The organism is Rivibacter subsaxonicus (genome assembly GCF_004217215.1).
GTDB lineage: Bacteria > Pseudomonadota > Gammaproteobacteria > Burkholderiales > Burkholderiaceae_C > Rivibacter > Rivibacter subsaxonicus.
In genome coordinates this window covers 35203-62078 of record NZ_SHKP01000009.1, presented here as the reverse complement: position 1 = coordinate 62078, position 26876 = coordinate 35203, and the positions used below count along the sequence as shown (strand labels likewise).

The window sequence follows — 26876 nt, the reverse complement described above, 5'->3', positions numbered from 1 at the left end:
GAATTGCAAGCGACGCTTGCAACACCTTTTGGTGGCCGAACTCGCGATTTACGACTGTTGCTCGCCCTGCAGGCGCCGCAGATCGTGATGACTCGAGCGGTGCTTGCGGGTAAACCCAAAGAGTATAGCACGCCCTCCTGTGCCGGCCCAATTCGCCCCGACCCCGCCCGCTCATGCCTGACGACCTGATCGCCACGCGCGAGCGCATCACCGCCGGCAGCACCGACGCGCCCACCGAACTCGAACACTGCCTCGAGCGCCTGCGCGACCCCGGCCTGGCAGCGGCCTTCCTCCAGCTCGACCCGGCCGCGGCACGCACCTCGGCGGCAGCGGCCGCGGCCTCGACGCTGCCGCTGGCCGGACTGGCAATCAGCGTCAAGGATCTCTACGACGTGGCAGGCCAGGTCAGCAGCGCCGGCTCGACCGTGCTCGCCGACGCCGCGCCGGCGGCGGCAGATGCGCCGGCCGTGGCCCGCGTGCGCGCCGCCGGCGCGACGCTGCTGGGCCGCACCCACATGAGCGAGTTCGCGTTCTCCGGCGTCGGCCTCAACCCGCATCACGCCACGCCGGCCAACGTGCCGATGCGCGCGCTCGATCCCGCCCGGCCCTGCGTCCCCGGCGGATCGAGTTCCGGCGCCGCCACCAGCGTGGCCGGCGGCATCGCCTTCGCCGCGCTCGGCTCCGACACCGGCGGCTCGATCCGCATTCCGGCGGCGTTGCAGGGCCTGGTCGGCTTCAAGAGCACCGCGCGCCTGGTGCCGACCACCGGCATGGTGCCGCTGTCCACCACGCTCGACACCGCCTGCGCGATCACGCGCTCGGTCCGCGACGCGGTGCTGCTGCACGAGATCCTCGCGGCCCGCCGCGTGCGCATCGCGCCGCGTGCCCCGGATACGCTGCGAGCGCTGGTGCCCACCACGCTGATGCTCGACGAGCTTGAACCGGCCGTCGCGCATGCCTTCGAGCAGGCGCTGAGCACCCTGCGCACCGCCGGCATGCAGATCGACCAGAGGCCGCTGCCGGCACTCGACGAGGTGGCTCGGATCAACGCCCGTGGCGGCTTCAGCGCGGCCGAGGCCTGGTCCTGGCATCGCGAGTTGATCGAGCGGCACGAATCCCGCTACGACCCTCGCGTGGCGCTGCGCATCCGCCGCGGCGCCGCGATCGACAGCGCCGCCTACGCAGAACTGCAGCACCAGCGCACGCGCTGGATCGCGTCCATGACCTCCAGCCTTGCCGCCTACGACCTCGTGCTGTCACCGACCGTGCCGATCCTCGCCCCCGCCCTCGCCCCGCTGCAGGCCAGCGACGAGGCATTCTTCCGCCACAACGCGCTGCTGTTGCGCAACCCGAGCGTGGTCAACCTGCTCGACGGCTGCGCGCTGTCGCTGCCCTGCCATGCGCCGGGCACGCCGCCGGTCGGCCTGATGCTGTGGGCCCCGGCCATGCACGACGACGCCCTGCTGTCGACCGCGCTGCAGATCGAGGCGCTGCTGGCGCCGACGGTCGTGCCGGAGCGGGCCGCAGCATGAAGATCGCCGTCATCGGAGCCGGCATCGCCGGCGTGGCCACCGCGCATGAGCTGGCGGTCGCCGGGCATCGCGTCTGCGTCTTCGAGCGCCGCGGCGGTGTCGCCGCCGAGGCGAGCTTTGGCACCAACGGCGTGCTGTCGCCGGCGCTGCGCCCGCCCTGGGCGACGCGCCCGCTGCCGCGTCCGCCGTGGCGCAGCATGCCGACACTCGGCTCGTGGTGGCTGCGAGCACGTCGGGCCGCGGCGGCCGGCAGCGCCCACGACGAGGCCTTCTGGGCGCTGGCCCGGCGCAGCATCGATCGCCTCGCCCACTGGCGCAGCCGCTGGCCCGCCGAGTACGAACGGACCGACGGCGTGCTCTACCTCTGGCGCGAGCCGGCCGCCTTCGAGCTCGCGCTGGCCGCCTCCGATCGGCTGCGCGCGGCCGGCGTGCGCGTCAATGCGCTCGACGCCGATGCCTGCCGCCGCCTCGAACCCGGGCTGTCTGCCGCCGCCTCGATCAGCGGCGGCCTGCTGCTGCCGCAGGCCGAGGCCGGCAACTGCCGACTCGCCGCCCACCTGTGGCGCGACGCCGCCGAGCAATTGGGCGCCGAGTTCCGCTTCGGCACCTCGGTGCGGGCCATCGAAGGCGGCCCGGGCGGCGCAGCCGTGCGCTTCGAACAGCTCGCGCTGACGACCGGCTTTGCTCCTGCGCGCGAAGGCAACGAGGCCGGGCGCAACAGGGCCGGCGGCGTCGGTACCGAGCGCGGCGGCGCGCAGGCGCTGCTGCGCCAGCGCGCGCTGGCCGCGGCGCGCTATCTCGCGCCGGTGGGCAGCGAGACCTTCGATGCCGTCGTCATCTGCGCCGGCACCGAGGCCGCGGCCTTGCTGGCACCGCTCGGCTTGCGGCTGCCGCTGCAACCCCAGGCCGGCCAGTCGCTGACCTTGCCGCTGCGCTCGCCCGAGCGCGGCCCGCGCTCGGCGCTGGTCGACGTCGAGCGCGAGGTCACGCTGACCCGACTCGGAGAGCGGGTTCGCGTCAGCGGCGGCTCCGAGCTCGGTCCGGCGCGCAAGCAGCCGAGCGAGCGCAGCATGCAGCCGCTCTACCGCGCGCTCGACACCTGGGTGCCGGGCTGCGCCCATCTCGCGCGTCCGCAGGCCTGGCATGCGGCACGCGCCTGTCTGCCGGACGGACTGCCGATGATCGGCGCCGTCCCCGGCCACGCCGGCCTGTGGCTCAACATCGCCCACGGCAATGCCGGCTGGACGCTGGCCGCCGGCGCCGCGCTGCGCATCGCCGAAGCCCTCGACGGGCGTGGCGTGGTAGACCCGGCCAGCGATCCCTTCGCACCGACGGCGGCGCGTTTCTGAGCCGCGGCCCGGGCGTTCGGCTAGTCTGGATGCCATGGCCCTGACTCCAACCCGCGTCCCCTTCGTTGTCGACGGCAGGCGCCAGCTGCCGTTGCACGACGGCGCCGGCTCGCGCGCGATCGAGTCCACCGCCGCCGCATCGCTGCCGCCGAACACGCTGATGCAGCGCGCCGGCGAGGCGCTGGCGCGGCTGGCGGCGGCGCTGGCGCCGCATGCCTCGCAGATCTGGATCGCCGCCGGTCCTGGCAACAACGGTGGCGACGGACTCGAGGCCGCGCTGCGCCTGCATCGGGCCGGGCGTCGCGTGATGCTGAGCCTGCTGGCCGAGCCGAGCTCGCTGCCGGCCGATGCCGCTGTCGCGTTGCAGCGCGCGCAGCAGGCTGGCGTGCGGATACAGGCCGAGCTTCCGGCCACGGCGCCCGGCCCTGGTCAACTCGCGATCGATGCCCTGCTCGGCCTCGGCCTGAGCCGCCCGCCCGAAGGTGCGCTGGCCGCGGCGGTGGCGCTACTCAACCGTGGCGCAGCGCCGGTGCTGGCCGCCGACCTGCCCTCCGGCCTCGACGGCGACAGCGGCCAGCCGCTCGCAGCCGCAAGCTGCGTGCGGGCACGCTGGACGCTGTCGCTGCTGACACTCAAGCCCGGACTGTTCACCGCCGGCGGCCGCGACCACGCAGGCGAGGTCTGGTTCGACGGTCTGGGCGTCGACGTCGCCGGCGTCGCGCCATGCGCCTGGTTCGGCGGCGACGACTGGCGCGGCCTGCGGCTGCCGCGGCGCCACGCCCAGCACAAGGGCAGCTTCGGCGACCTGTGGGTGGTCGGCGGCGCACCGTCGATGGGCGGAGCCGTGCTGCTGGCGGCGCGCGCTGCGCTGCATGCCGGTGCCGGCCGCGTGTTCCTGCGCCCTCTCGATCCGGCCGCCCCGCCGGTCGACGCGCTGCAGCCGGAGCTGATGATCCGACCCGCGCTGCCGCCGGCGGCGGCGCTGGGCGCGCTGACCGTGGTCTGCGGTTGCGGCGGCGGCAGCGAGGTGGGCGCCGAGTTGCCGGCACTGCTGAACCGCGCCGGCCGCCTGCTGCTCGACGCCGACGCGCTCAACGCGGTGGCGGCCGATCCGGCGCTCGAACGCCGCCTGGCGGCACGCGCGAGCCGAGGCCTGGCCACGGTGCTGACGCCGCATCCGCTCGAGGCGGCGCGCCTGCTCGAGTGCGACACCGCGGCGGTCCAGCGCGACCGGCTCGGCACCGCGCAGCGCCTGGCCGATCGCCTTGGCACCGTCGTCGTGCTCAAGGGCTCGGGCAGCGTGATCGCCGCACCCGGCGAGTTGCCCTCGATCAACCCGAGCGGCAACCCGGCGCTGGCCGGCCCCGGCACCGGCGACGTGCTGGCCGGCTGGATCGGCGGGCTGTGGTCGCAGGGACTGAGCGCGGCGGATGCCGCGCGGCTCGGCGTCTACGAGCACGGCGCCATCGCCGATGCCTGGGCCGCCGATCATGGCGGCCCGACGCCGATCAGCGCTTCGACACTGATCAGCCGACTCGCGGCCGCCGCGCGCTGAGCGCGGACGCGCTCAGCGCCGGCTGCGCTTGGCCCCCGGACCGCCGCGCGTCGTGGCCGACTTGGCCGCAGCGCCCTTGGCAGCCGATTTGCCGACGCCCTTGCCCCCGCCCTTGGCGCTGGCGCCACCGGCCTCGCGCACCGCGCGCGGCGAGGCCGTGGCGCGCTTGCCGGCCTTCTTGAGCGCCCGATCGGCAGCTTCCACCGCCTCGAGCTTCTCGCTGGCCGAGCCCGCCGCAGCCGCCTTGTGGCGCTCGCGCACCGGACGCGGCGGCTCGGCACCGCCCTCGCGCACGAGCCGGAAATCGATCTTGCGGCCGTCGAGGTCGACCCGGCTGACCTGCACCCGCACCCGGCTGCCGACCGCGTAGCGCACGCCGGTGCGCTCGCCGCGCAGTTCCTGGCGCGCCTCGTCGAAGCGGAAGTACTCGCCGCCGAGCTCGGTGATGTGGACCAAGCCTTCGACGTAGAGCTCGTCGAGCGTGACGAAGAGGCCGAAGCTGGTGGCCGCGGTGACCGCGCCGCCGTACTCCTCGCCGAGATGCTCGCGCATGAACTTGCACTTAAGCCAGGCCTCGACGTCGCGCGAGGCCTCGTCGGCGCGCCGCTCGTTGGCGCTGCAGTGGGCGCCGGCGCCCTCCCACATCGCCAGTTCGGCGAGTGCCGGCTTGAGCGGCTTGCCGTCGGCACGCTCGGCCTTCTTGTCGCCGCGCCGCGCCGGGCGCGTGTGCACCGCGGAGGTCGCGAGCTCGGTCACCTGCAGGTGATAGCGCTTGCCCGCCAGGATCGCCTTGATCACGCGATGCACCAGCAGATCGGGATAGCGCCGGATCGGGCTCGTGAAGTGCGTGTAGGCCGGGTAGGCCAGGCCGAAGTGCCCGCTGTTGGCCGGCGTGTAGATCGCCTGCTGCATCGAGCGCAGCAGCATGGTGTGGATCTGCAGCGCATCGGGCCGGTCCTTGGTGGCCTTGGCGATCGCCTGGAACTCGCCCGGCTTGGGGTCGTCGCTGATCGACAGGCCGAGGCCCAGCGCCCGCAGATAGGTCTGCAGGATCGTCCGCTTCTCGGGTGTCGGTCCCTCGTGCACGCGGTACAGAGAGGGCTGCTCGGCACCGGCAATGAACTCGGCCGAGCAGACGTTGGCCGCCAGCATCGCCTCCTCGATCAGCTTGTGCGCGTCGTTGCGGGTGCGCGGCACGATCTTCTCGATGCGGCCGTTCTCGTCGCAGACGATCTGCGTCTCGGTGGTCTCGAAGTCGACCGCGCCGCGCTTGCCGCGCGCCTTGAGCAGCGCGCGGTAGGCCTCGTGCAGGTGCAGCAGATGCGGCACCAGTTCCTTGCGCCGCTGCGCCTCGGGGCCACGCGTGTTGGCCAGGATCGCCGCCACCTCGGTGTAGGTGAAGCGCGCGTGAGAGTTGATCAGCGCCTGGTAGAACTGATAGGCGTGAATCTCGCCCTCGGCGTTGATCACCATGTCGCAGACCATCGCCAGCCGGTCGGCGTTGGGGTTCAGCGAGCACAGGCCGTTGCTGAGCTTCTCGGGCAGCATCGGAATCACGCGGCGCGGGAAGTAAACGCTGGTGGCGCGCTCGTAGGCATCGTCGTCGAGTGCCTCGCCCGGCTTCACGTAGTGGCTGACATCGGCGATGGCGACGATCAGCCGATGGCCGTTGGGCTTCTTGACGCGGCCGATCGCGACCGGTTCGCAGTAGACGGCGTCGTCGAAGTCGCGCGCGTCCTCGCCGTCGATCGTCACCAGCGGCACGTCGCTGAGATCGACCCGATGCTTGCGATCGACCGCACGCAGCTGCTCGGGCAGCTTCGCCGCCTGAGCCATGGTCTCGGCGCTGAAGCGGTGCGGCACCTCGTACTTGCGCACCGCGATCTCGATCTCCATGCCGGGGTCGTCGATCTCGCCGAGCACCTCGGTGATCCGGCCCACGGGCTGCGAGTAAAGCGACGGCGGCTCGGTCAACTCGACCGCCACCACCTGCCCGGTCTGCGCCTTCGCGGTCGCGTTCTTCGGGATCAGGATGTCCTGGCCGTAGCGCTTGTCTTCCGGTGCCACCAGCCAGACACCGCCCTCGAGCAGCAGGCGGCCGATGATCGGCGCGCGCTTGCGCTCGAGGATCTCGACCACGCGGCCCTCGGGCCGGCCCTTGCGGTCGTAGCGGATCACGCGCACGCGAACGCGGTCGCGGTGCAGCACCGCGCGCATCTCCTGCGGCGAAAGATAGATGTCGGATTCGCCGTCGTCGCGGACCACGAAGCCGTGTCCATCGCGATGGCCCTGCACCGTGCCGTCGACTTCACTCGTCAGAGCGGTTGCGACTGCGGCGGCTGTTGTGTTGTTATCTTTTTTGATGCTAGAATCTCCGGCTTCGGTACCTGCCCAGGTGGCGGAATTGGTAGACGCACTAGTTTCAGGTACTAGCGCTTAACGGCGTGGAGGTTCGAGTCCTCTCCTGGGCACCAAGACAAGTAGCAAGATGATAGGGGCCAGCATGAAAATGCTGGCCCCTTTTTGCTTCCCGGTGTGCTTGCAGCGGACTCGGACGAGAGATCGAATGCGGCGGCGCGCAAGGCGCGCCGCATGATGGGGCTCGAGAGTTGTCGACCAAGCCTCAGACCGCGAGCTTCCTGGCCAGACCCTCGGGCCGCAGCGAGTCGTAGTCCTCGAAGGGCTGATGGATCCAGGGGCTGCTCGGCAGCATCTCGACGAAGTAGTCCGGCGTGTAGCTCGACACGCCCTTGACCCACAGCACCGCCGAGCGCAGCTCGGCGATCGACGGAATGCCGCGCAGCCGCTCGACCACCGCCCTGAGCGTGACGCCCGAGTCGGCCAGGTCGTCGACCAGCAGCACACGCCCGGCCAGTTCGCCCTTGGGCATGGTGATGTACTTGGCCATGTCCAGGCGACCCTGCAGCGTGCCTCCGTCGTCGCGGTAGGAACTGGTCGACATGATCGCCAGCGGCTTGTCGAACACCCGCGAGAGGATGTCTCCGGGCCGCATGCCGCCACGCGCCAGGCACAGGATCTGGTCGAAAGCCCAGCCTGAGTGGTGCACCTTGAGTGCCAGCCGCTCGGTCAGCAGGTGGTACTCGTCCCAGGACACATAGAGGTGCTTGCCGTCGTCGGTGAGCATGTTGCTTTCTCCGTGTCGTGACCGGCTTCAGCCCAGGTAGGGATGACGCAGCAGGATCGTGTGATCGCGGTCGGGACCGGTCGACACCATGTCGATCGGCGCGCCGATGAAGGCCTGCACCCGCTCCAGGTAGCGACGCGCATTGAGCGGCAGCGCGTCCCACTGCGTGACGCCGAAGGTGGTCTCGGTCCAGCCCGGGAAGCTCTCGTAGATCGGCTTGCAGCGAACGATCTCGTCGGCGTCGAGCGGCAGGATGTCGGTGCGCTGGCCGTCGAGCTCGTAGCCGACGCACATCTTGATCTCGGCCAGGCCGTCGAGCACGTCGAGCTTGGTGATGCACAGGCCGGAGATGCCGTTGATCAGGATCGAGCGCTTCAGCGCCGCGCCGTCGAGCCAGCCGCAGCGGCGCGGGCGGCCGGTCACGGTGCCGCGCTCCTGGCCGACGGTCGAGAGGTGATGGCCGACGGTGCCCGGCTCGTCCATCGGCAACTCGGTCGGGAACGGTCCCGAGCCGACGCGCGTGGTGTAGGCCTTGGTGATGCCGAGGATGTAGTGCAGCTTGTCCGGCCCGACGCCCGAGCCGGCGGCGGCGTTGCCGGCCACGCAGTTGCTGGAGGTGACGAAGGGGTAGGTGCCGTGGTCGATGTCGAGCAGCGTGCCCTGCGCGCCTTCGAACAGCACGTTGCCGCCGGCGCGGTTGACGCCGTCGATGCGCACGCCGACATCGGCCAGCATCGGCTTGATCTGCTCGGCCACCCGCATCGCCAGCTCGAAGATCGGCTCGAAGGCCAGCGGCGTGCCGCCGAGATAGCCCTGCAGCACGAAGTTGTGCAGGTCGAGCAGTTCACGCAGCTTGGCGGCAAAGCGCTGCGGATGCTTGAGGTCCTGCGCGCGCAGCGCGCGGCGCGCGATCTTGTCCTCGTAGGCCGGCCCGATGCCCTTGCCGGTGGTGCCGATCTTGCCGGCGCCGGAACTCTCGCGCTGCGCCTCGCGGGCACGATCGAGCTCGTTGTGGAAGGGCAGGATCAACGGGCAGCTCTCGCTGATGAACAGGCGCGAGCGCACGTCCAGGCCGGCCGCCTCGAGGCGTTCGATCTCGCCAAGCAGATGGGTCGGATCGACCACCGTGCCGTTGCCGATGAAGCACTGCACGCCGGTGCGCATCACGCCCGACGGGATCAGCTGCAGCGCGGTCTTCTTGCCGTTGATCACCAGCGTGTGGCCGGCGTTGTGGCCGCCCTGGAAGCGCACCACGGCACTGGCGTGGTCGGTCAGCCAGTCGACCACCTTGCCCTTGCCTTCGTCACCCCACTGGGTGCCGACGACGACCACGTTGCGGCCTCGGCCTGCGTTGCTGCTGCTCATGTCAAACTGCTTTCTGAATGTTCCTGATGAGGCTTGGTGCCGCGGTCTCAGCGCGGCCGCACGAGCCAGTGATCGTCGACCAGTGCGAGTTCGCGGTCGCAATCGAATTCCTGCACCTCGTGCTCGTGGCCCGGCAGCACGCAGACCACCGTCTCGCCCTGCTGGCGCAGCGCCCGCACCGCATCGCGCAGCGCCCCGCCCTCGCCGGTCCATGGCGCCAGCACGGCGCGCTTGCGACCATCTTCGCGAACATGCTGCACCAGCAGCTTGAGGTCGGTGCTGAAGCCCACCGCGGGCCGGTTGCGGCCGAAGGCGGCGCCGACCTCGTCATAGCGTCCGCCGCGCAGCAGCGAGTCACTGGCGCCCTGCGCGTACAGCGCGAAACGCGCGCCGCTGTAGTAGGCATAGCCGGACAGGTCGGACAGGTCGTAGCCGACGCCGATCTCCGGGTGGGCGGCGCGAGCATGCTGCGCGAGCCGGGCCAGGTCGTCGAGTGCCGCCGTGATCAGCGGTCGCGCCGGCAGCAGGCGCCGCGCCGCGTCCAGCACCTCGTCGCCGCCGTACAGCGACAGCAGCGCGCGCAGGCCGTCACGCAGTTCGGCGCCGAGCGGCGCCGTGATCTGCTTCAGCTCGGCCGCGTCCTTGGCAGCGAGCGCCGCGTAGAGCATCTCCAGCCGAGCGGTGTCGAGCACCGCGCCGGCGAGCAGGCCACGCACGATGCGTGCGTCGGCCAGGTCGAGCACGAGCTTCTGCACGCCGACCCGACGCAGGCTGTCGAGCGCCAGATCGAGCACCTCCAGATCGGCCTCGAGCCCGGCATGGCCGTAGAGCTCGGCGCCGAACTGCAGCGGCTCGCGCGTGGCGTGCGGTGCCGCCGGACGCGCATGCAGCACCGGGCCGCAGTAGCAAAGGCGGGTCAGGCCGACGCGATTGAGCAGGTGGGCGTCGATGCGCGCGACCTGCGGCGTGGTGTCGGCGCGCACGCCGACCAGACGGCCGCTGAGCTGGTCGACCAACTTGAAGGTGCGCAGATCAAGCGCCGTCCCGGTACCGGTGAGCAGCGACTCGAGGTGCTCGAGCAGCGGCGGCATCACCAGTTCGTAGCCATGTGCGCGAGCCGCGTCGAGCAGCGAGCGACGCAGTTCTTCGATGCGTCGTGCCTCGGACGGCAGCACATCGGCAATGTGCTCGGGCAGCAGCCAAGCAGACGTCATGAAGCAGACAAGCCGGGTTAAAGAACCATTGTACGGGCGGCCAAGCGTCAGCCTCACCGGCGACGCAGGCCGCGCGCCGCGGAACCGGGCTCAGGCTGCGACGAAGACCAGCACGAGCAGGCCGAGCAGCATGCTGCTCAGGCCGATGAAGCGCAACTGGCCATCGCTGAGTTGCAGCGCCTGCTCGAACACCTGCCGCCACAGGCGCGGGCTGAAGAAGGGCAGCAGGCCCTCGATCACCAGTACCAGCGCGAACGCGCTCCACAGGATCTCGCTCATCGGCGTGTCCGGGCCCGAATTCGCGAACCGTCAGCGCCGGAGCTTCACTTGCGCGGCGCCGGCGCGGCGCTGCCGTTCATCGCCTTGAAGAACTCGTTGTCGGGCTGGACGACGACGATGTCGCTCTTGCTGCGGAATACCGAGCGGTACGACTCGAGGCTTCGGTAGAACTGGGCGAAGGCCGGGTCGCGGCCGAAGGACTCGGCATAGATCGCGCTGGCCTTGGCGTCGCCCTCGCCCTTGACCTTTTGCGCCTCGCGGAAGGCCTCGGCGACGATGACCTCACGCTGGCGGTCGGCATCGGCGCGGATCTTCTCGCCCTCGGCCTGGCCGGTCGAGCGCAGTTCGTTGGCCACGCGCTGGCGCTCCGACTGCATGCGCCGGTAGACCGAGTCGGTGATGTTGGAGACGAAGTCGACCCGCTTGATGCGCATGTCGACGATCTCGATGCCGAAGCTCTTGGCATCGGCGCTGACGCGCTGGATCACGCCCTGCATGATCTTCTCGCGCTCGCCCGACAGCACCGCCTGCACGTTGCGCCGCGTCACCTCTTCGTTGAGCGCGGCCTGCACGATCGGGCTGAGCCGGGTTTCGGCGTTGCGGATGTCGGTGCCGTTGTTGCGGATGAACTGGCGCGGGTCGGTGATGCGCCACTTCACCAGCCAGTCGATCACCAGGCTCTTCTTCTCGGCGGTGAAGACGGGCTTGCTGTCGGGGCTGTCCAGGCTCTGGATGCGCTTGTCGAGGAACACCACGTTCTGCAGCGGAGGCGGCGCCTTGAACTGCAGGCCAGGCTTGTCGATCACTTGCTTGATCTCGCCGAACTGGTAGAGCACGGCGAACTGCCGCTGGTCGACGACGTAGAGCGTCGACGCAAGAATCATCAGCGCGAGCAGCGCGCCTGCAACGATCATGCCGATCTTGTTCATGTTGTTGTTCTCCTGTCGGCGCCGGCTCAGCGGCCCTCGCGGTCGCGACCGCGCTGGTTGTCGCGCGAGCGCGCGTCGGCCGCGGCCGCGGCGGCCGGCGCGCTCGGACTCGGCACGCTCTCGGGAGCCGCCGGTGCCACCGTCACCGGCGTGCCGGCGCCGGTGGCCTGGATCAGCTTGTCCAGCGGCAGGTAGAGCAGGTTCGAGTTGTTGCGTACGTCGATCATGACCTTGCTGACGTTGCTGTAGACCTCGCGCATGGTGTCCACGTAGAGGCGGTCGCGTGTGACCACGGGTGCCTTCTGGTACTCGGCCAGCACCTGCTTGAAGCGCGAGGCATCGCCGACCGCCTGCGCGACGACGCGTTCGCGGTAGCCCTCGGACTCCGCACGCAGTCGCGACGCCGTGCCCTGCGCGCGCGGAATCACGTCGTTGGCGTAGGCCTGGCCTTCGTTCTGGAAGCGCTGGCGGTCGGCCGTGGCCTTGACGGCGTCGTCGAAGGCGGCCTGCACCGCCTCCGGGGGCTGCACGCTCTGCACATTGACATTGGTGACCAGGATGCCCGATCGCAGTCGGTCGATCTGGGTCTGGAGCGACTTCGAAAGCTCCACCGCGAGTTCGTCGCGCCGCTCGTAGAGCACCGAGTTCATGTCGCTGCGGCCGACGATCTCGCGCACGGCCGACTCGGCAGCCAGCACCACGGCCTCGTCCGGGTTGCGGTTCTCGAACAGGAAGTCGCGCGAGTCCTTGAGCCGGTACTGAACCGTGAAGCGGATGTCGACGATGTTCTCGTCCTGGGTCAGCATCGAGGAGTCGCGCAGGCCGGTCGACTGCACCGTCGCCGAGCGACCGATCTCGACCGAGCGCAGCTGGGTGAAGTTGACCACCTCGTGACTCTGGAAGGGATAAGGCGCGCGCCACTGGATGCCTGCGTCGACCGTGCGGTTGTAGCGGCCGAAGGACAAGATCACGCCCTGCTGGCCTTCCTGGACGATGAAGAAGCCGCTGCCAGCCCAGATCAGCAGCACCACCAGCCCGATCACGCCGAGGCCGATGCCGGCGCTCTTCATGTCAGGCTGCGGGCTCTGCTCGTTGCCGCCACGCGGCCCCTCGCCCTTGCCGCCACCGCCGAACAGGCCGCTGAGCTTGCGGTTGAAGTCGCGCCAGAGTTCGTCGAGGTCGGGGGGGCCGTCGTTGCGGCCGCCGCTGTTGAGCACCAGCGAGTCGCGTCCCGGGCGCAACCGGCGGATCAGCCCCGCAGTCAAGGCAGCGGCGGCACGGGCGAGCGCGCCGATGCGGGCCATCGGCGGGAAAGGCTCGGGCGGCAGGGCCACGGCGGGGTCGGGCATGGTCATGATCGGAGGTGGCTGTCGTTGGTGCCGGTGCGCAGCGTGGCGATCGGCGCTTGATCCGGCAGGGTCGGGGTACAAAGTGGGGGCGCCGCAGCCAGGTCACAAGAGGCGGCAACGGCATTCGGTGTCAGTTCGCCGCCATCCAGTGCCTGTTCGAGCCGGCCTGCAGCGGCCATGGCAAGCAGGCCGCGCAGCGCCGGGAGGCCTTCGGCGGTCAGCGCACTGAGGAACACGCGCGGCACCCGCACGCCGCCCTCGAGTTCGAGCACGTCGAGCGCCGCGCGCGGTCGCTGGTCGGCCGGTAGCAGGTCGCTCTTGTTGTAGACCAGCACCTGGCCGATGCCATCGGCGCCGATCTCGGCCAGCACCCGCTGCACCTCGGCCATCTGCTCGGTGAGCACCGGGCTCGAGGCGTCGATCACGTGCAGCAGCAGGTCCGCGTCGACCGCCTCCTGCAGCGTGGCCTCGAAGGCCTCGACCAGCGAGTGCGGCAGGTCGCGGATGAAGCCCACGGTATCGGACAGGCTGACCGAGGTCTGCACGTCCTCCAGGTAGAGCTGGCGAGTGGTGGTGTCGAGCGTGGCGAAGAGCTGGTCGGCGGCGTAGGCGCGCGCCTTGACCAGCGCATTGAACAGCGTGCTCTTGCCGGCGTTGGTGTAGCCGACCAGCGAGACGCGGAAGGTGCCCTGGCGCTCTCGCGCCTTGCGCTGGGTGCCGCGCTGACGCTTGAGCTTGACCAGGCGACCCTTGAGCTGCTTGATGCGCTCGCCGATCATGCGCTTGTCGAGTTCGATCTGGCGCTCGCCAGGACCACCGCGATGACCGACGCCGCCGCGCTGGCGCTCGAGATGGCTCCAGCGTCGCACCAGGCGGGTGCTCAGGTAGCGCAGCCGGGCCAGTTCGACCTGCAACTTGCCTTCGGCGCTCTGGGCGCGGGCACCGAAGATCTCGAGGATCAGGCCGATGCGGTCGAGCACCTCGACACCGAGGTGGCGCTCGAGGTTGCGCTGCTGCGCCGGCGATAGCGCCTGATCGAAGATCACGCCGTGGGCCTGCGTGGCGGCGACCAGCGCCTTGATCTCGTCGGCCTTGCCGGAACCGACGAAGAGCGCGGCGTCGGGCGCCTTGCGGCGCGCGGTCAGTCGCGCCACCGGCGTGTCGCCGGCCGATTCGGCCAGCAACGCCAGTTCGTCTAGCGTCGGATCGAAAGAACTCCCGGGGCCGAGGTCGACGCCGACCAGCACGGTACGGGCCTGATCGGCCGGGTTCGGGGCAATGCTCAAGGTGGCGTACGCGGTGCTGCCGGTGCGGGCGCACCGGCAGCGCCAGTCCTCAGGGGGTGCCGCCTTCGACCGGTTCGCTGGCGTGGAAGTTCACGGCGCGGCCCGGTACGACAGTCGAGATCGCGTGCTTGTAGACCATCTGGGTGACGGTGTTGCGCAGCAGGACCACGTACTGGTCAAAGGATTCGATCTGCCCCTGCAGCTTGATGCCGTTGACGAGGTAGATCGAGACCGGAACATGCTCCTTGCGCAGCAGGTTCAGGAACGGGTCTTGTAGGAGTTGCCCTTTGTTGCTCACGATATGCTCCGTGTTGGAAGAGAGTTCGGCGAAAGGTATCACACGCGCGACACTCTTCGCCGCGGCGACTACGAGTCACCCTCTGCAAAGGGGTTCTTCGAGCTGCGCAGTTCGATGCGCATCGGCGTGCCGCTGAGCTTGAAATGGGCGCGGAAGCGCCCCTCGAGGAAGCGCTTGTAGGCGTCGGTGATGTGATCGAGCGCGTTGCCGTGGATCACCACCAGCGGCGGATTCTGGCCGCCCTGATGCGCATAGCGCAGCTTGGGGCGGAAGGCGCCGGCCCGCTTGGGCTGCTGGAACTGCACGGCCTCGAGCAGGACGCGCGTCAGCTGCGGGGTCGGCATCTTCTTGGTGGCCGAAGCCCAGGCATCGCCGATCGCCTGCCATAGCGGACCCAGCCCCTGGCGCTTGAGCGCCGAGATGTGCAGCACCGGCGCGAACTTCAGGAAGGCCAGCCGCGACTCGATCGAACGCTCGAGCATCTCGCGCTGGTAGCTGTCGATCGCGTCCCACTTGTTGATCGCGATCACCACCGCGCGGCCGGCATCGAGGATGTAGCCGGCGATGTGGGCGTCCTGTTCGGACACGCCTTCCTGGGCGTCGACCAGCAGCACCACGACGTTGGCGTCCGAGATCGCCTGCAGCGTCTTGACCACCGAGAACTTCTCGATCGCCTCGAAGACCTTGCCCTTGCGGCGCAGACCGGCGGTGTCGATCAGCTGGAAGCGCTGGCCGTTGCGCTCGAAGGGCACCGAGATCGCGTCGCGCGTGGTGCCCGGCATGTCGAAGGCGACCAGGCGCTCCTCGCCGAGCCAGGTGTTGATCAACGTGCTCTTGCCGACGTTGGGGCGGCCGGCCACCGCCAGGCGGATCGGGCGATCCTCGCTGCCGTCGGCCAGTTCATCCTCCGGCTCGTCCTGCGGCAGCAGTCCGTCAAGCGCGAGTTCGACCAGGCTGCGGATGCCCTGTCCGTGCGCCGACGAGATCGGGTGCGGCTCGCCCAGGCCGAGCTCGTAGAACTCGCCCAGCAGCGGCGACTCCTGCATGCCTTCGGCCTTGTTGGCGGCCAGCACCACCTTCTTGCCCGAAGTGCGCAGGTAGCTGGCGATGTCGTGGTCCTGCGCGCTCAAGCCCCCGCGCACGTCGACCACGAAGATCACCGCGTCGGCCTCGGCCACCGCCTGGCGCGTCTGCTTGGCCATCTCCTTGATGATGCCGGTTTCGGCCGTGGGCTCGAAGCCGCCGGTGTCGATGACGATGAACTCGTGCGCGCCGAGCTTGCCGTCGCCGTAGTGGCGATCGCGGGTGAGACCGGCAAAGTCGGCCACGATCGCGTCGCGGCTCTTGGTGAGCCGGTTGAAGAGCGTCGACTTGCCCACGTTGGGGCGGCCGACGAGTGCGATCACCGGTTTCATCGGGGCCCGTTCTGGTTGCTGACTGGCAAGAGGTTCTGCCTACTCTGGGCGGAAGGCGTAGACACCGCCGCCCGAGGTCACGACCAGGATCGTGGTGCCGCTGGCCACCGGCGCGCTGACGATCGCCTTGCCGTCGGTCGGCAGGCGCAGCAGCACGGTGCCGTTGGTGCGGTCGAGGAAGTGCACGTAGCCCTCGCTGTCGCCGAAGATCACCGTGCGGCCCACCGCCAGCGGTGCCGACAGGCCGCGGTAGAGCAACTGGTCGTTGTTCCACGCCACCTCGCCGGAGGCGCGCCGCCAGGCGGTGATGCGATCGCTGGCGTCGGCGCCGAACACATAGTCGGCATCGGCAGCGATGCCTTCGGTGCCACCGACGTTCTTGGTCCAGTTCAACACGCCGCGCTCGGCCGCGACGCAACCGACCGCGCTCTGGAAGGCGCGCGCGCAGACCATGTCGCCGACCTTCACCGCGGGTGCCACCAGATCGGCCAGGCGCTCGACCTCGTTGGTGCCGCGCGGCGAGGCGACCGCCGTGTCCCAGCGCAACGAGCCGAGCAGCGGGTCGATGCCCACCATGCGCGGGCCCTGCCCGGCCACCAGCGTATCGCCCCAGGCCATCAGCACGCCCGGCTGCAGCAGCGTCAGCGGGTCGCCGCCGGGGCGCCTGAAGGTCCACAACGGGCGGCCATCGGCCGCATCGAAGGCCTGCACCGCGCGATCGACCGAGAGCACGAACACGCGCTCGCCCGCCACCAGCGGCGGTGTCACGACGCGCGAGTTCAGGCGCGTGCGCCACGCAGCCTTGGTGCCATCGAGCACGACCAGTTCGTTGCTGGTCGTGACCAGTGCCGTGAAGCGACCGTCGGAGCCGACCCCGGCCGACGGTGAGCCGCCGGCCTCGGCGCGCCACAGTTCCTTGCCACCGTCACGCGCCAGCGCGATCACGGTGCCATCGCTCTGCGACAAGGTGAAGCGGTCGGCGCCGGCCTCGATCCGCAGCGGAAACTTGAGCGTGCCGATCGAGGCGCGCCAGACTTCCTTGCCGGCGATCTGCGGGGTGAAGCTCTTGAGCGGCGTCGGGTCCGGCCGGTTGCTGCTGGCGCAGCCGGCCAGCGCCAGCACCGACGCGAACAGCGCCGCCGCCAAGCCGCGTGCGCGGGCCGCGCTCAACGCGAGGCTCCCGTGGCCGGTGCCGATGCGGCGGCCGCCGGCGCGCCGAGCGCGCCCAGCTTGGCGTCGATCAGGTTGCGATAGTCGAGCGTCGGATCCATCGCGTCCCAGGCCTGCTGGTAGGCGGCGCGGGCCTCGTCGGCGCGGCCCAGCACGAGCAGGATGTCGCCGCGGCGGTCAGCCGCCAGCGCCTGCAATGCCTTGGGCAGATCGGAGGCAAGCCCCTCGGTCGCCTTCAGGGCCTCGTCGTACTTCTTCTGGTCGAGCAGCAGGCCGGCCAGGCGAATCTGCGCGATCGCGCGGTACTCGGCCTCGCCGGCATTGGCCACCACCCAGTCGAGGCTGGCGCGGGAGGCATCGAGTTGCCCCTGCTCGGCCTGGACCCGGGCCGCCAGCAGGCCAGCCTGCTCGGCAAAGGCGCTCGCGGCGTAGCGCGCCTTGATGTCGGCAAACACCCGGCCCGACCTCTCGGCATCGCCGGCCTGCGCGGCGCGCTCGAGTTCGTCGAACAGCACGCTGGCCTTGGAGGCACGATCGCGCTGGTACCAGTTCCAGCCGTTGAAGGCCGCGAAGCCGCCGAGCACAATGATCAGCACCCAGGTGATGAGGTTGCCGTACTGCTTCCAGAACGCTTTCAGCGAATCGAGCTGTTCTTGTTCTTCGAGGTCGAGATGGGTGGCCATGCGGGGATTCGATCAGGGATTGCGATATCGGCTGCCAATGCGGCAAGCCGGAATTATGCGGGGAGCAGTTCGCCGGCCCAGTCGGCGATGCCTGCGAGCGGCTTCAGGGCCTGCGCCGCCGCGGCGTCGGCGCCGGCGCGCAGCGGCTTGAGCGCCACCTGGCCCCGGGCGATCTCGTCGGCACCGAAGATCAGCGCGAAGCGGGCGCCGCTGGCGTCCGCCTTCTTGAACTGCGACTTCATGCTCGCCGGGCCGCCCGCGCCCAGCGGATGCAGCAGCACCGACACGCCGGCCGCCCGCAGCGCGTCGAGCGCGACCAGCACCTGCGGCAGCGCGCCAGCCTCGGTCACGACGGCGTAGGCGTCGGGCGCCGGCGGCGCCGGCAGCAGCCCGGCCTCCGCCAGCAGCAGCATCAGGCGTTCGACACCGATGCCGAAGCCCACGCCCGGGGCCGGCTTGCCGCCGAGCTGTTCGACCAGGCCGTCATAGCGGCCACCGCCGCAGACCGTGCCCTGGGCGCCGAGCCGCTCGGTGACCCACTCGAAGACGGTGAGGTTGTAGTAGTCCATGCCGCGCACCAGGCGCGGGTTGACGCGGTAAGGCAGGCCGGCCGCGTCGAGCACCGCGCGCACCGCGTTGAAGTGCGCGAGCGAGGCCTCGCCGAGGAAGTCGATCAGCTTCGGCGCCGCCTCGACCACGGGCTGCATCGCCGGATTCTTGGTATCGAGGATGCGCAGCGGATTGCTGTGCAGGCGGCGGCGTGCATCCTCGTCGAGCAGCGACGCGTGCGCCTCGAAGTGCGCCACCAGCGCGGCGCGGTGCGCCTGACGCTCGGCCACCTCGCCCAGGCTGTTGAGCTCGAGCCGCAGGTAAGCGCCATCGCCCTCGCCGACCACCAGACCGAGTTCGCGCCAGAGCGCGCGCAGCAGCAGGATCAGCTCGGCATCGACGTCGGGGCCGGCGTGGCCCATCACCTCGGCACCGACCTGGTGGAACTGGCGATAGCGGCCCTTCTGCGGCCGCTCGTGGCGGAACATCGGGCCGGCGTACCAGAGCCGCTTGCCGCCCTCGTAGAGCAGGTTGTGCTCGGTCACCGCGCGCACCACGCCAGCGGTGCCCTCGGGCCGCAGCGTGAGGCGGTCGCCGTTCATGCTGTCCTCGAAGGAGTACATCTCCTTCTCGACGATGTCGGTGACCTCGCCGAGCCCGCGCACGAACAGCGCCGTCGGCTCGACGATCGGCGTGCGGATGAACTGGTAGCCGTGGCGGCGCATCACGCGCCGCACCGCTTCGTCGAACCACTCCCACGCCGCCGAATCGGGCGGCAGCAGGTCGTTCATGCCTTTGACGGCCTGGATCTTCTCAGCCATGGAAATTCAGGGTTGTTGGGGCCGCTGGCGGCCCGCGTCCGCTCAGTGCGAGGGAACCGAGGCGCCGAAGCGGCGCTCGATGTAGTCCTCGACCAGCTTGTGGAACTCGGCCGCGATGCCTTCGCCGCGCAGCGTCACGGCCTTCTCGCCGTCGATGTAGACCGGCGCCGCCGGCGCCTCGCCGGTGCCGGGCAGGCTGATGCCGATGTCGGCATGCTTGCTCTCGCCGGGACCGTTGACGATGCAGCCCATCACCGCGACACGCAGGTTCTCGACGCCCGGGTACCTGAGCTTCCAGACCGGCATCTGCGAGCGCAGGAAGTCGTCGATCTGCTTGGAGAGTTCCTGGAAGGTGGTGCTGGTGGTGCGGCCGCAGCCGGGACACGCTGTCACGCTGGGATTGAAGGCGCGCAGGCCGAGCGACTGCAGGATCTCGGTGGCGACCACCACCTCCTGCGTGCGCGCCTCGCCCGGCTGCGGCGTCAGGCTCACGCGGATCGTGTCGCCGATGCCCTCCTGCAGCAGCAGCGCCAGCGCGGTGGCGGACGCCACCGTGCCCTTGGTGCCCATGCCGGCCTCGGTCAGGCCCAGGTGCAGCGGGTGATCGCAACGCGCGGACAAACCACGGTAGACGCTCACCAGGTCCTGCACGCCGCTGACCTTGCAGGACAGGATCACCTGCGCCGGATCCATGCCGAGCTCGACCGCATACGAGGCCGAATCGAGCGCCGACTGCACCAGCGCCTGGTACATCACCTGCTTGGCGTCCCAGGGCTCGCGACGCTGCGCGTTGGCGTCCATCAGCGCGGCCAGCAGTTCCTGGTCGAGGCTGCCCCAGTTGACGCCGATGCGCACCGGCTTGTCGTGCCGCAGCGCGGCTTCGATCATCATCGCGAACTGGCGATCGCGCTTGTCGCCCTTGCCGACGTTGCCGGGGTTGATGCGGTACTTGCTGAGTGCGGCCGCGCAGGCCGGAAACTCGCTCAGCAGGCGATGGCCGTTGTAGTGGAAGTCGCCGATCAGCGGCACGTCGACGCCCATCCGGTCGAGTTGCTCGCGGATCGCCGGCACGGCCGCCGCTGCCTCGGGCGTGTTGACCGTGATGCGCACCATCTCGGAGCCGGCCTGCGCCAGCTCCTTGCACTGGATCGCGGTCTCGATCACGTCGACCGTGTCGGTGTTGGTCATCGACTGCACGCGCACCGGCGCATCGCCACCGACCGTCACGACATTCGAGCCCCAGGCCACGCGTGCCTGGCGGCTGCGGCGGGCAGCCGGCCGGCTGCCTCCGATCGGCTCGTTGGCCAGGGCCTGCAGCACTGCCGGATCGATGCTCACACCGGCGGTGCCCGGCCGCCCGAAACCGCCGGGCGTCCCCTCGGGCGGGGCGACGAGCCGCGGCTCCGAACCCGCCTGCGCGGGTTCGGACGGCTCGAGCGCCACGAGCTCTGCGAGTGGCAGCGAACGCAGTGAGCTTGGGGGCTTCATTTCAACTCCAGTCGCGCCACGTTGTCCTTGGTGGCGGCGCCCAGCGGCACCGGCTGGCCGCGAAAGCTCAGCTGCATGACGTCGGCATTGCCGATCACCAGCTTCAACGGCAGCGCGCCGTCGACGCCGATGGTCTCGCCGGCGTTGAGCGTGCGCGACAACAGCGCACGGCCGCCGCGATCGCGGATCTCGACCCACGACGCGCCTGATGCCCGCAGTTCCACCAGCGCGGTGGTCGCCGCTTCGCTGGTGCTGACCGGCGGCGCCGAGAACACGGTCTCGGTCACCGCGCTGGCTGCTGGAGCCACCGCCGAGGCCGCCACGTCGAGCGTCGGCACCACGGTCTCGGTGACCATCGCGGCCGGCGCCGGCCCCGGAGCCACGACTACCGCCGAGGCCGCCTCGCCAACCGATGCCGAAGACCAGATGGAACTCAGCGAGGCCAGCGCCATTGGCCGCTCCGGCATCAGGTAGACGACTGCGGCACCGATCAGCAGCAACACCGCCGCGATCACCGGCAGGCTCAGAATGCGCCCCCAGTCGGCACCCTCTTGATGAGCAGAGCGGTCACGAAAAGGCTGATTCAGCCCTTGCGCAACATGCTCGAGTCCATGCTCGACGGTCTGCGGCAGCCGAACCAGCACCGGCGTCGCGTCGATCTTGAGCACCCGGCACACACTCAGCGCCAGGGCCCGGGTGAAGGTGGCGTCGGGCAGTTCGTCGAAACGGTTGGCCTCGAGCAGTTCGAGCTTGCGCGGCGTGACCTTCAGCGAGGCGGCCAGCGCGGCCAGATGCAGGCCTTGTTTCTCGCGCGCGGCGCGCAGCAACTCGCCGGCGGTTGCCACCGGGCTGACCGCCGCGCCGGACTCGGCGCGCGGCGCAGCGCCGTCACGCAGATCTGACGAGGAAGACATCTCAGTCATCGAAGGCGCCTCGCTCGAATGCCGCAGCCTCGCGCGAGGTCGGATAGCGTTCGCGCAGCTGGGTGCCAAGCTCCCTTGCGCCGGAATCGTTGCCCAACTTGCGCTCGACGCGGGCCGCCAGCCAAAGCGACTCGACGTTCTTCAGCTCGGCCTGGTTGTTGACGCGCCGCACGTAGAAGCGCGCACGCTCGTAGTCGCCCCGGCGGTACAGGACCTCGGCCAGGTTCATCGCGATCGCCGGATTGCCGGCGTCCATCTCGTAGGCCTTGACCAGCGTCTTCTCCGCCTGCTCGAGGTTGCCGCTGCGCGCCTGGCACACGCCCTGGAGCAGCAGGCTGCGGCTGGCGCTGCGATAGCCCGGTACCGCCAGCGCGCGATTGAACAGATCGTCTGCCTCGGCGTAGCGGCGCCGCTCGCAGTTGAAGAAGCCGTAGTTGTGCAGCGTGTCGCCGTCCTGCGGCTTGAGCTGCAAGGCGCGCCGGAAGCTCTCGTCGGCCAGCTTGTCGTCGCCGAGCACTGCGTAGATCAGGCCGCGCAGGTTGTAGCCCTCGGCCAGGTCAGGCACGGCCTGCAGAGCCTGCTTGACCTCGTCGAGCGCGGTCGTCATCTGACCCTGGGCGTAGTAGTTGGCCGCCAGCTCCATGCGGATGCGGGCGCGCCGCTGCACATCGCTCTCGTCCGACGCGGTGGTGCGCTCGCGCCCGTCCTGCGCCGCGACGGGCGCCGGTGCGACGTAGATCGCCCCCATCAGCAACGCCGCCGCCATGCCGGCGAGCACCCGCCGTACCTGTCCCGAGGCCCCAACGGCCGTATCCCAACAACTCATCGACGTGTCTCCCTTGTGGCACCCGGTCGATCTGCCGGGCTGCTGCTGGCCATCATTGTGTTCGCGCTCGAGGTCGGCGTCTGCAACGGCGCGGCTACAAGCGGTATCTGCACCGCCCGCTCGCGCGCCCCGGCCAGGCGCCGGGCGGCGTTCGTGCGATCCTGCACCTCGCCGGCCAGCTGGCCGCAGGCGGCGTCGATGTCGTCGCCACGTGTCTTGCGCACCGTGGTCACCAGCCCGCCTTCGATCAGCACCTTCGCGAAGGCCTGCACCTGGGCCGGCTTGGAGCGGACCAGCCCCGAAGCCGGGAAGGGGTTGAACGGGATCAGGTTGAACTTGCAAGGCACGCGCCCGGCCGGCCCGCGCGGGCCGACCAGCGCCAGCAGTTCGCGCGCCTGCGCCTCGCTGTCGTTGACGCCGTCGAGCATGCAGTACTCGAAGGTGATGAAGTCGCGCGGCGCCGCCTCGAGGTAGCGCTGGCAGGCTTGCAGCAGCTCGGCGATCGGGTACTTGCGGTTGAGCGGCACCAGTTCGTCGCGCAGCGCGTCGCTCGACGCATGCAGCGAGACGGCCAGCGCCACCGGGCAGTCCTCGCGCAGGCGGTCGATCATCGGCACTACGCCCGAGGTGCTGACCGTCACCCGCCGCCGCGACAGACCGTAGCCATGGTCGTCGAGCATCACGCGCAGCGCCGGCACCAGGGCCGAGTAGTTCTGCAGCGGCTCGCCCATGCCCATCATCACGACGTTGCTGATGACGCGCTCGGAGCCGGTGCCCAGGCGCGCCCGCAGCGCATGCTCGGCATGCCAGAGCTGGGCCAGGATCTCGCCGGTGCTCAGGTTGCGGCTGAAGCCCTGGTGGCCGGTCGAGCAGAAGCGGCAGCCGACCGCGCAGCCGGCCTGCGAGGAGATGCACAGCGTGCCACGATCATCCTCGGGGATGAAGACCGTCTCGACCGCGTCGCCACCGCCGACATCGAACAGCCACTTGACGGTGCCGTCGGCCGAGACATGCTCGCTGATGATCGCAAGCGCCTGGATTTGCGCACGGCCGGCGAGCTTGTCGCGCAGCGACTTGGCGAGGTCGGACATCTGCGCGAAGTCGCGCGCGCCCTTCTGGTGGATCCAGCGGAACAGCTGCGTCGCGCGAAAGCGCTTCTCGCCGAGCTGTTCGCAGTAGGCGGCCAGCGCGTCGAGGTCGAAGTCGAGCAGGTTGACCGCGGTCATGTCTTGGGTGGGAGGCCGGACATGCCGGCCCCCTGTCTCAGGCTGGATCAGCGGCTGTAGACGTTCATGCCGGGGAAGAAGAATGCCACCTCGACGGCAGCGGTCTCCGGCGCGTCCGAGCCGTGCACCGCGTTGGCATCGATGCTGTCGGCGAAGTCGGCGCGGATCGTGCCCTTCTCGGCCTTCTTCGGGTCGGTCGCGCCCATCAGCTCGCGGTTCTTCGCGATCGCGTTCTCGCCCTCGAGCGCCTGGATCATCACCGGGCCCGAGATCATGAAGCTGACGAGATCGTTGAAGAAGGGGCGTGCCTTGTGCACCGCGTAGAAGGCCTCGGCCTCGCCGCGCGACAGGTGAGCCATCTTGGCCGCCACGACCTTCAGGCCGGCGCCTTCGAAGCGGGCGTAAATCTGTCCGATCACGTTCTTCGCGACGGCATCGGGCTTGATGATCGACAGGGTGCGTTCAACGGCCATGTTCTTCTCCGGGAATCAGGGTTTTGGCAAAGCCTGTGATTGTACCAATCAAGGATGACGCCACCATCCGACAATGGCTGTCTCAGCGCCCGCGCTGGCCGCCACCGCGACCACCGCGACCACCCCCGCCGCCGCCTCCGGGGTTTCCACCGCCGCCGGCACCGCGCGGGCCCGAGCCGCGCTGACCGCCGCCGCGCTGTCCACCACCGCCGCCGCCACCGCCGCCACCGCCACCCTGGCCACCACGGTTGCCACCGCGGCCCTTGCCACCGACCTTGTTGAAGTAGGCATCTGCACCGATGTAGCCGACCGAGGTCTTCATCGGGTCGGGCTGCTTGGGACCGCCGCGCGGGCCCTGGCCCTGGTCGCTGCCCTCTTCTTGCGGACGCCCGAAGCCGGAGGAGATTCGCTGCGAACCCTTGGCAAAGCGACGGTCGAAGGTCTGCTCGAGCGGGTTCGGAATCGATCCGCCCGGCCCGACGTTGTCTTCGTTGCGATGTGCGGCGTTGTGACCGAAGCCCTGTGACGGTCCGCGCTTGCCGCTGCTGGCAAAGCGGCGGTCGAAGGTCTGTTCGAGCGGATTCGGAATGCGCCGGAAGTCTTCGTCGAAACCTTCATCGCTACGCTCCGGGCGCGGCGCGCCTGGCTCCTGCGAACGCGGCTCCTGTGCGCGCTGCTGCGGGCGCTCGGGCCGCGGCGGACGCGGCGGGCGCTCACCACGATCGGCGCCCCGATCGGCACCCTCGCCCACCGGCCGCTCGGGACCGCGCTCGCGACCTCGACCGCGCCGGCCGCGACCGCGCTCCTCCTGCGCCGCGCCGCCGTCCTCGGCAGCCCCGGCGGGCTGGGGCCGGCCGCCGCCGCCAGGTTGCGCCAGCCGGCGCAGCGAACGCACGTCCTCTTCGCCGAGTTCGACGCACAGGCCGCGCTTGAGGCCCCGCGGCAGCACCATGCTGCCGTAGCGGATGCGGATCAGCCGGCTGACCGCCATGCCGACCGAGTCGAAGAGCTTGCGCACCTCGCGGTTGCGGCCCTCGGTGATCACGACCCGGTACCAGTGGTTGACGCCCTCGCCGCCACCGTCCTCGATGCTCTTGAATGCCGCCGGCTGGCCGTCGATCTCGACGCCGCTCAGCAGCTTGTCGCGCTGCTCGCGCTCGAGAGTGCCGAGCACGCGCACCGCGTACTCGCGCTCGACGCCGAAGCGCGGGTGCATCAGCTGGTTGGCCAGCTCACCCGAGGTGGTGAACAGCAACAGGCCCTCGGTGTTGATGTCGAGCCGGCCGACCGACTGCCACTTGCCGCTGTTGAGCTTGGGCAGTGCGCGGAACACGGTCGGGCGCCCTTCCGGATCGCTAAGGCTCACGACCTCGCCGGTCGGCTTGTGATAGGCCAGCACGCGTGCCGGCGGCGGCGCGATGCGCACCCGCACCGGCTTGCCCATGATCCGGACCTGGTCGCCGAAGGTGATGCGCATCCCCAGGTGCGCGACCTCGTCGTTCACCGTGACATGGCCGTCGACGATCATCTGCTCCATGTCGCGCCGCGAGCCGATGCCCGACTGCGCCAGCACCTTGTGCAGCTTGGGCGCCTCCGGCTCGGGCCGCAGCACGCGCTTGCCGCTGAGCACGTCGGGCGCGGCCTCCTCGGCCACCGGCTCGCTGTCCCAGTCGGCCGACAGCACCTCGGCGAAACGCTCGGCGGCCAGTTCGACGGGCGCAGGGCGTACCACTTCACCGCCGCCCTCGGCAGCGGCGCGCGGCTCGCGATCGCGATCACGGCCGCGGCGACGATTGCGCCCGCGTCGCTCGCCACCGGCCTCCGCGCCGGCACCATCTGCCGACGACTCGGACGCGTTGGCTTCGCCGGTGGTGGCGACCCAAGCCTCCTGCGCAGCAGCGGGCGCCCCGGGATCGACCTCGACGGCCTCGACGCTCGCCGATTCAGCCGCCACCGGCGCCTTGCGCCGACGCGGAGCCCGCTTGGGGGCCTGCTCATCGGCATCGGCCTGCGCGGCAGCGGGTTGCGCCTCGGTCGGCGCCGCGTCGTCGGTGGCCGCCTCGGCCGCCACCACCTTGCGGCTGCGACGCTTGACGGGCTTGTCGACCGTCACGGCCTCGGCGGAGGCTTCGGGGGCGGCGTCGGCTGCCGGCGGCATGGCCGCGATGTCGGACGGGTCGTTGGTGCTGTTCATGCTTGCGGGGGCGCATCCAGCGCGAGGCTGGGCTCCGGTTCGGGAAGAGGTGCCGGCACGACGCTGACGTCGGTTTCGGCCGTGAGATCGGTATCGGGCTGGTCGTCCGCCGGCAGTTCGGCCGCGACGCCGTCCTGCGCCGCGCCTGCGGCATCGGCTTCGAGCAGCGAGGCCTGGGCCGGCAGCGCTTCGGCAAACGCCGCCATGCCGCCGGCGGCATCGCCTTCGAGCGCCGGCAACTGGTCTAGCGAGGCCAGGCCAAGGTCGTCGAGAAACTGGCGGGTGGTGGCGAACAGCGCCGGTCGACCCGGCGCCTCGCGATGGCCGATCACCTCGACCCAGCCGCGGTCCTCGAGCTGCTTGATGATCTGGCTGCTGACGGTGACGCCGCGGATGTCCTCGATGTCGCCGCGCGTCACCGGCTGGCGGTAGGCCATGATCGCCAGCGTCTCGAGCGTGGCGCGGCTGTACTTCGGCGGCTTCTCGGGGTTGAGCCGGTCGAGGAACTCGCGCAACTCGGGTCGGCTCTGGAAGCGCCAGCCTCCGGCCAGCGCCACCAACTCGACACCACGGTCTTCCCAGTCGCGCACGAGTTCGTCGAGCAGGCCGCGGATGGTGTCCGGTGCCAGCTGGTCGGCGAACAAGGTGCGCATCTCGCGCAGCGGCAGGGGCTGCTGCGCGCAAATGAGCGCGGTCTCGAGGACGCGCTTTGCATCCTGTGTATTCATTGAGTCCGGGTCTGGCCCGCGCATCACGCGGCGGGCGGGTCCAATCAGGAACGGGATCTCGAAGGGGTCTGCGGAGTCG

Annotated in this window: 23 protein-coding genes and 1 tRNA gene; 4 read left to right on the top strand and 20 right to left on the bottom strand. The window is 70.3% G+C overall.

What is annotated here, in order from left to right; all coding sequences use genetic code 11:
- Positions 1–173 precede the first annotated feature (173 nt).
- The 3 genes from EV670_RS17515 to EV670_RS17505 are packed head-to-tail and all read left to right on the top strand — an operon-like array spanning position 174 to position 4436.
- Positions 174–1532, top strand: coding sequence for an amidase (locus EV670_RS17515; protein ID WP_130434562.1), 1359 nt, complete (start codon positions 174–176; stop codon positions 1530–1532).
- Positions 1529–2881, top strand: coding sequence for an FAD-dependent oxidoreductase (locus EV670_RS17510; RefSeq protein WP_130434560.1), 1353 nt, complete (start codon positions 1529–1531; stop codon positions 2879–2881). The genes EV670_RS17515 and EV670_RS17510 overlap by 4 nt, the downstream gene beginning before the upstream one ends.
- Before the next feature lie 34 nt (positions 2882–2915).
- Complete coding sequence (locus tag EV670_RS17505; protein ID WP_130434558.1) at positions 2916–4436, top strand: NAD(P)H-hydrate dehydratase; 1521 nt, start codon at positions 2916–2918, stop codon at positions 4434–4436.
- A gap of 12 nt (positions 4437–4448) precedes the next feature.
- Here EV670_RS17505 and rnr read toward each other — a convergent pair whose 3' ends face one another.
- Complete coding sequence (gene rnr / locus EV670_RS17500) at positions 4449–6755, bottom strand: ribonuclease R (protein ID WP_242617040.1); 2307 nt, start codon at positions 6753–6755, stop codon at positions 4449–4451.
- Between the two features lie 70 nt (positions 6756–6825).
- On the opposite strand from rnr, the gene EV670_RS17495 reads away from it, so the two are divergent.
- Positions 6826–6910 (top strand) — tRNA-Leu (locus EV670_RS17495).
- A gap of 149 nt (positions 6911–7059) precedes the next feature.
- Here the strand turns inward: EV670_RS17495 and EV670_RS17490 are convergent.
- The 19 genes from EV670_RS17490 to scpB all read right to left on the bottom strand — a co-directional run bounded on the left by EV670_RS17490 (position 7060) and on the right by scpB (position 26722).
- Complete coding sequence (locus tag EV670_RS17490; protein WP_130434553.1) at positions 7060–7581, bottom strand: phosphoribosyltransferase; 522 nt, start codon at positions 7579–7581, stop codon at positions 7060–7062.
- Between the two features lie 27 nt (positions 7582–7608).
- Complete coding sequence (locus tag EV670_RS17485) at positions 7609–8946, bottom strand: adenylosuccinate synthase (protein ID WP_130434551.1); 1338 nt, start codon at positions 8944–8946, stop codon at positions 7609–7611.
- A 47-nt stretch (positions 8947–8993) separates the two neighbouring features.
- On the bottom strand, positions 8994–10160 hold the full coding sequence (locus EV670_RS17480; RefSeq protein ID WP_130434549.1) for an ATP phosphoribosyltransferase regulatory subunit: 1167 nt from the start codon (positions 10158–10160) through the stop codon (positions 8994–8996).
- Between the two features lie 90 nt (positions 10161–10250).
- Entirely contained in the window at positions 10251–10439 is a 189-nt protein-coding gene (locus EV670_RS17475; protein WP_130434547.1) for a DUF2065 domain-containing protein, read from the bottom strand.
- 44 nt (positions 10440–10483) lie between these two features.
- Complete coding sequence (gene hflC, locus EV670_RS17470) at positions 10484–11368, bottom strand: protease modulator HflC (RefSeq protein ID WP_130434545.1); 885 nt, start codon at positions 11366–11368, stop codon at positions 10484–10486.
- Between the two features lie 26 nt (positions 11369–11394).
- On the bottom strand, positions 11395–12717 hold the full coding sequence (gene hflK / locus EV670_RS17465) for an FtsH protease activity modulator HflK (protein WP_242617036.1): 1323 nt from the start codon (positions 12715–12717) through the stop codon (positions 11395–11397).
- A gap of 2 nt (positions 12718–12719) precedes the next feature.
- A complete protein-coding gene (gene hflX, locus EV670_RS17460; protein ID WP_242617035.1) occupies positions 12720–14003 on the bottom strand; it encodes a GTPase HflX in 1284 nt (427 codons plus the stop codon).
- A 49-nt stretch (positions 14004–14052) separates the two neighbouring features.
- Positions 14053–14301 (bottom strand): RNA chaperone Hfq, encoded by a 249-nt coding sequence (hfq, locus tag EV670_RS17455; RefSeq protein WP_130434543.1) that lies wholly within the window; start codon positions 14299–14301, stop codon positions 14053–14055.
- 68 nt (positions 14302–14369) lie between these two features.
- A complete protein-coding gene (gene der / locus EV670_RS17450) occupies positions 14370–15716 on the bottom strand; it encodes a ribosome biogenesis GTPase Der (RefSeq protein ID WP_130434541.1) in 1347 nt (448 codons plus the stop codon).
- A gap of 39 nt (positions 15717–15755) precedes the next feature.
- Entirely contained in the window at positions 15756–16886 is a 1131-nt protein-coding gene (gene bamB / locus EV670_RS17445) for an outer membrane protein assembly factor BamB (protein ID WP_242617034.1), read from the bottom strand.
- Positions 16883–17569 carry a YfgM family protein gene (locus EV670_RS17440; RefSeq protein ID WP_130434539.1) on the bottom strand — a complete coding sequence of 229 codons (687 nt, stop codon included), beginning with the start codon at positions 17567–17569 and terminating at the stop codon, positions 16883–16885. The genes bamB and EV670_RS17440 overlap by 4 nt, the downstream gene beginning before the upstream one ends.
- 53 nt (positions 17570–17622) lie before the next feature.
- Positions 17623–18939 carry a histidine--tRNA ligase gene (hisS, locus tag EV670_RS17435; RefSeq protein WP_130434537.1) on the bottom strand — a complete coding sequence of 439 codons (1317 nt, stop codon included), beginning with the start codon at positions 18937–18939 and terminating at the stop codon, positions 17623–17625.
- Between the two features lie 42 nt (positions 18940–18981).
- On the bottom strand, positions 18982–20427 hold the full coding sequence (gene ispG, locus EV670_RS17430) for a flavodoxin-dependent (E)-4-hydroxy-3-methylbut-2-enyl-diphosphate synthase (RefSeq protein ID WP_242617033.1): 1446 nt from the start codon (positions 20425–20427) through the stop codon (positions 18982–18984).
- Complete coding sequence (locus tag EV670_RS18950; protein ID WP_130434660.1) at positions 20424–21341, bottom strand: helix-turn-helix domain-containing protein; 918 nt, start codon at positions 21339–21341, stop codon at positions 20424–20426. The genes ispG and EV670_RS18950 overlap by 4 nt, the downstream gene beginning before the upstream one ends.
- A 1-nt stretch (position 21342) precedes the next feature.
- Positions 21343–22176 (bottom strand): type IV pilus biogenesis/stability protein PilW, encoded by an 834-nt coding sequence (pilW, locus tag EV670_RS17420; RefSeq protein ID WP_130434535.1) that lies wholly within the window; start codon positions 22174–22176, stop codon positions 21343–21345.
- The gene (gene rlmN, locus EV670_RS17415; protein ID WP_130434533.1) at positions 22173–23402 is read right to left on the bottom strand and encodes a dual-specificity RNA methyltransferase RlmN; all 1230 of its coding nucleotides are present in this window, start codon (positions 23400–23402) and stop codon (positions 22173–22175) included. Before rlmN ends, pilW begins: the two co-directional genes overlap by 4 nt.
- A gap of 47 nt (positions 23403–23449) precedes the next feature.
- On the bottom strand, positions 23450–23875 hold the full coding sequence (gene ndk, locus EV670_RS17410) for a nucleoside-diphosphate kinase (protein WP_130434530.1): 426 nt from the start codon (positions 23873–23875) through the stop codon (positions 23450–23452).
- 82 nt (positions 23876–23957) lie between these two features.
- Positions 23958–26069, bottom strand: coding sequence for a pseudouridine synthase (locus EV670_RS17405; protein WP_242617032.1), 2112 nt, complete (start codon positions 26067–26069; stop codon positions 23958–23960).
- Positions 26066–26722: an SMC-Scp complex subunit ScpB gene (gene scpB, locus EV670_RS17400; protein ID WP_423213593.1), complete on the bottom strand. Its 657-nt coding sequence runs from the start codon at positions 26720–26722 to the stop codon at positions 26066–26068. Before scpB ends, EV670_RS17405 begins: the two co-directional genes overlap by 4 nt.
- Between the last annotated feature and the right edge of the window lie 154 nt (positions 26723–26876).

Coding starts and splice junctions, on each gene's coding strand:
- EV670_RS17515 (WP_130434562.1), top strand. CDS start 174: ATGCCTGACGACCTGATCGCCACGCGCGAGCGCATCACCGCCGGCAGC.
- EV670_RS17510 (WP_130434560.1), top strand. CDS start 1,529: ATGAAGATCGCCGTCATCGGAGCCGGCATCGCCGGCGTGGCCACCGCG.
- EV670_RS17505 (WP_130434558.1), top strand. CDS start 2,916: ATGGCCCTGACTCCAACCCGCGTCCCCTTCGTTGTCGACGGCAGGCGC.
- EV670_RS17490 (WP_130434553.1), bottom strand. CDS start 7,581: ATGCTCACCGACGACGGCAAGCACCTCTATGTGTCCTGGGACGAGTAC.
- EV670_RS17485 (WP_130434551.1), bottom strand. CDS start 8,946: ATGAGCAGCAGCAACGCAGGCCGAGGCCGCAACGTGGTCGTCGTCGGC.
- EV670_RS17480 (WP_130434549.1), bottom strand. CDS start 10,160: ATGACGTCTGCTTGGCTGCTGCCCGAGCACATTGCCGATGTGCTGCCG.
- EV670_RS17475 (WP_130434547.1), bottom strand. CDS start 10,439: ATGAGCGAGATCCTGTGGAGCGCGTTCGCGCTGGTACTGGTGATCGAG.
- hflC (WP_130434545.1), bottom strand. CDS start 11,368: ATGAACAAGATCGGCATGATCGTTGCAGGCGCGCTGCTCGCGCTGATG.
- hflK (WP_242617036.1), bottom strand. CDS start 12,717: ATGCCCGACCCCGCCGTGGCCCTGCCGCCCGAGCCTTTCCCGCCGATG.
- der (WP_130434541.1), bottom strand. CDS start 15,716: ATGAAACCGGTGATCGCACTCGTCGGCCGCCCCAACGTGGGCAAGTCG.
- EV670_RS17440 (WP_130434539.1), bottom strand. CDS start 17,569: ATGGCCACCCATCTCGACCTCGAAGAACAAGAACAGCTCGATTCGCTG.
- hisS (WP_130434537.1), bottom strand. CDS start 18,939: ATGGCTGAGAAGATCCAGGCCGTCAAAGGCATGAACGACCTGCTGCCG.
- ispG (WP_242617033.1), bottom strand. CDS start 20,427: ATGAAGCCCCCAAGCTCACTGCGTTCGCTGCCACTCGCAGAGCTCGTG.
- EV670_RS18950 (WP_130434660.1), bottom strand. CDS start 21,341: ATGTCTTCCTCGTCAGATCTGCGTGACGGCGCTGCGCCGCGCGCCGAG.
- pilW (WP_130434535.1), bottom strand. CDS start 22,176: ATGAGTTGTTGGGATACGGCCGTTGGGGCCTCGGGACAGGTACGGCGG.
- rlmN (WP_130434533.1), bottom strand. CDS start 23,402: ATGACCGCGGTCAACCTGCTCGACTTCGACCTCGACGCGCTGGCCGCC.
- ndk (WP_130434530.1), bottom strand. CDS start 23,875: ATGGCCGTTGAACGCACCCTGTCGATCATCAAGCCCGATGCCGTCGCG.
- EV670_RS17405 (WP_242617032.1), bottom strand. CDS start 26,069: ATGAACAGCACCAACGACCCGTCCGACATCGCGGCCATGCCGCCGGCA.
- scpB (WP_423213593.1), bottom strand. CDS start 26,722: ATGCGCACCTTGTTCGCCGACCAGCTGGCACCGGACACCATCCGCGGC.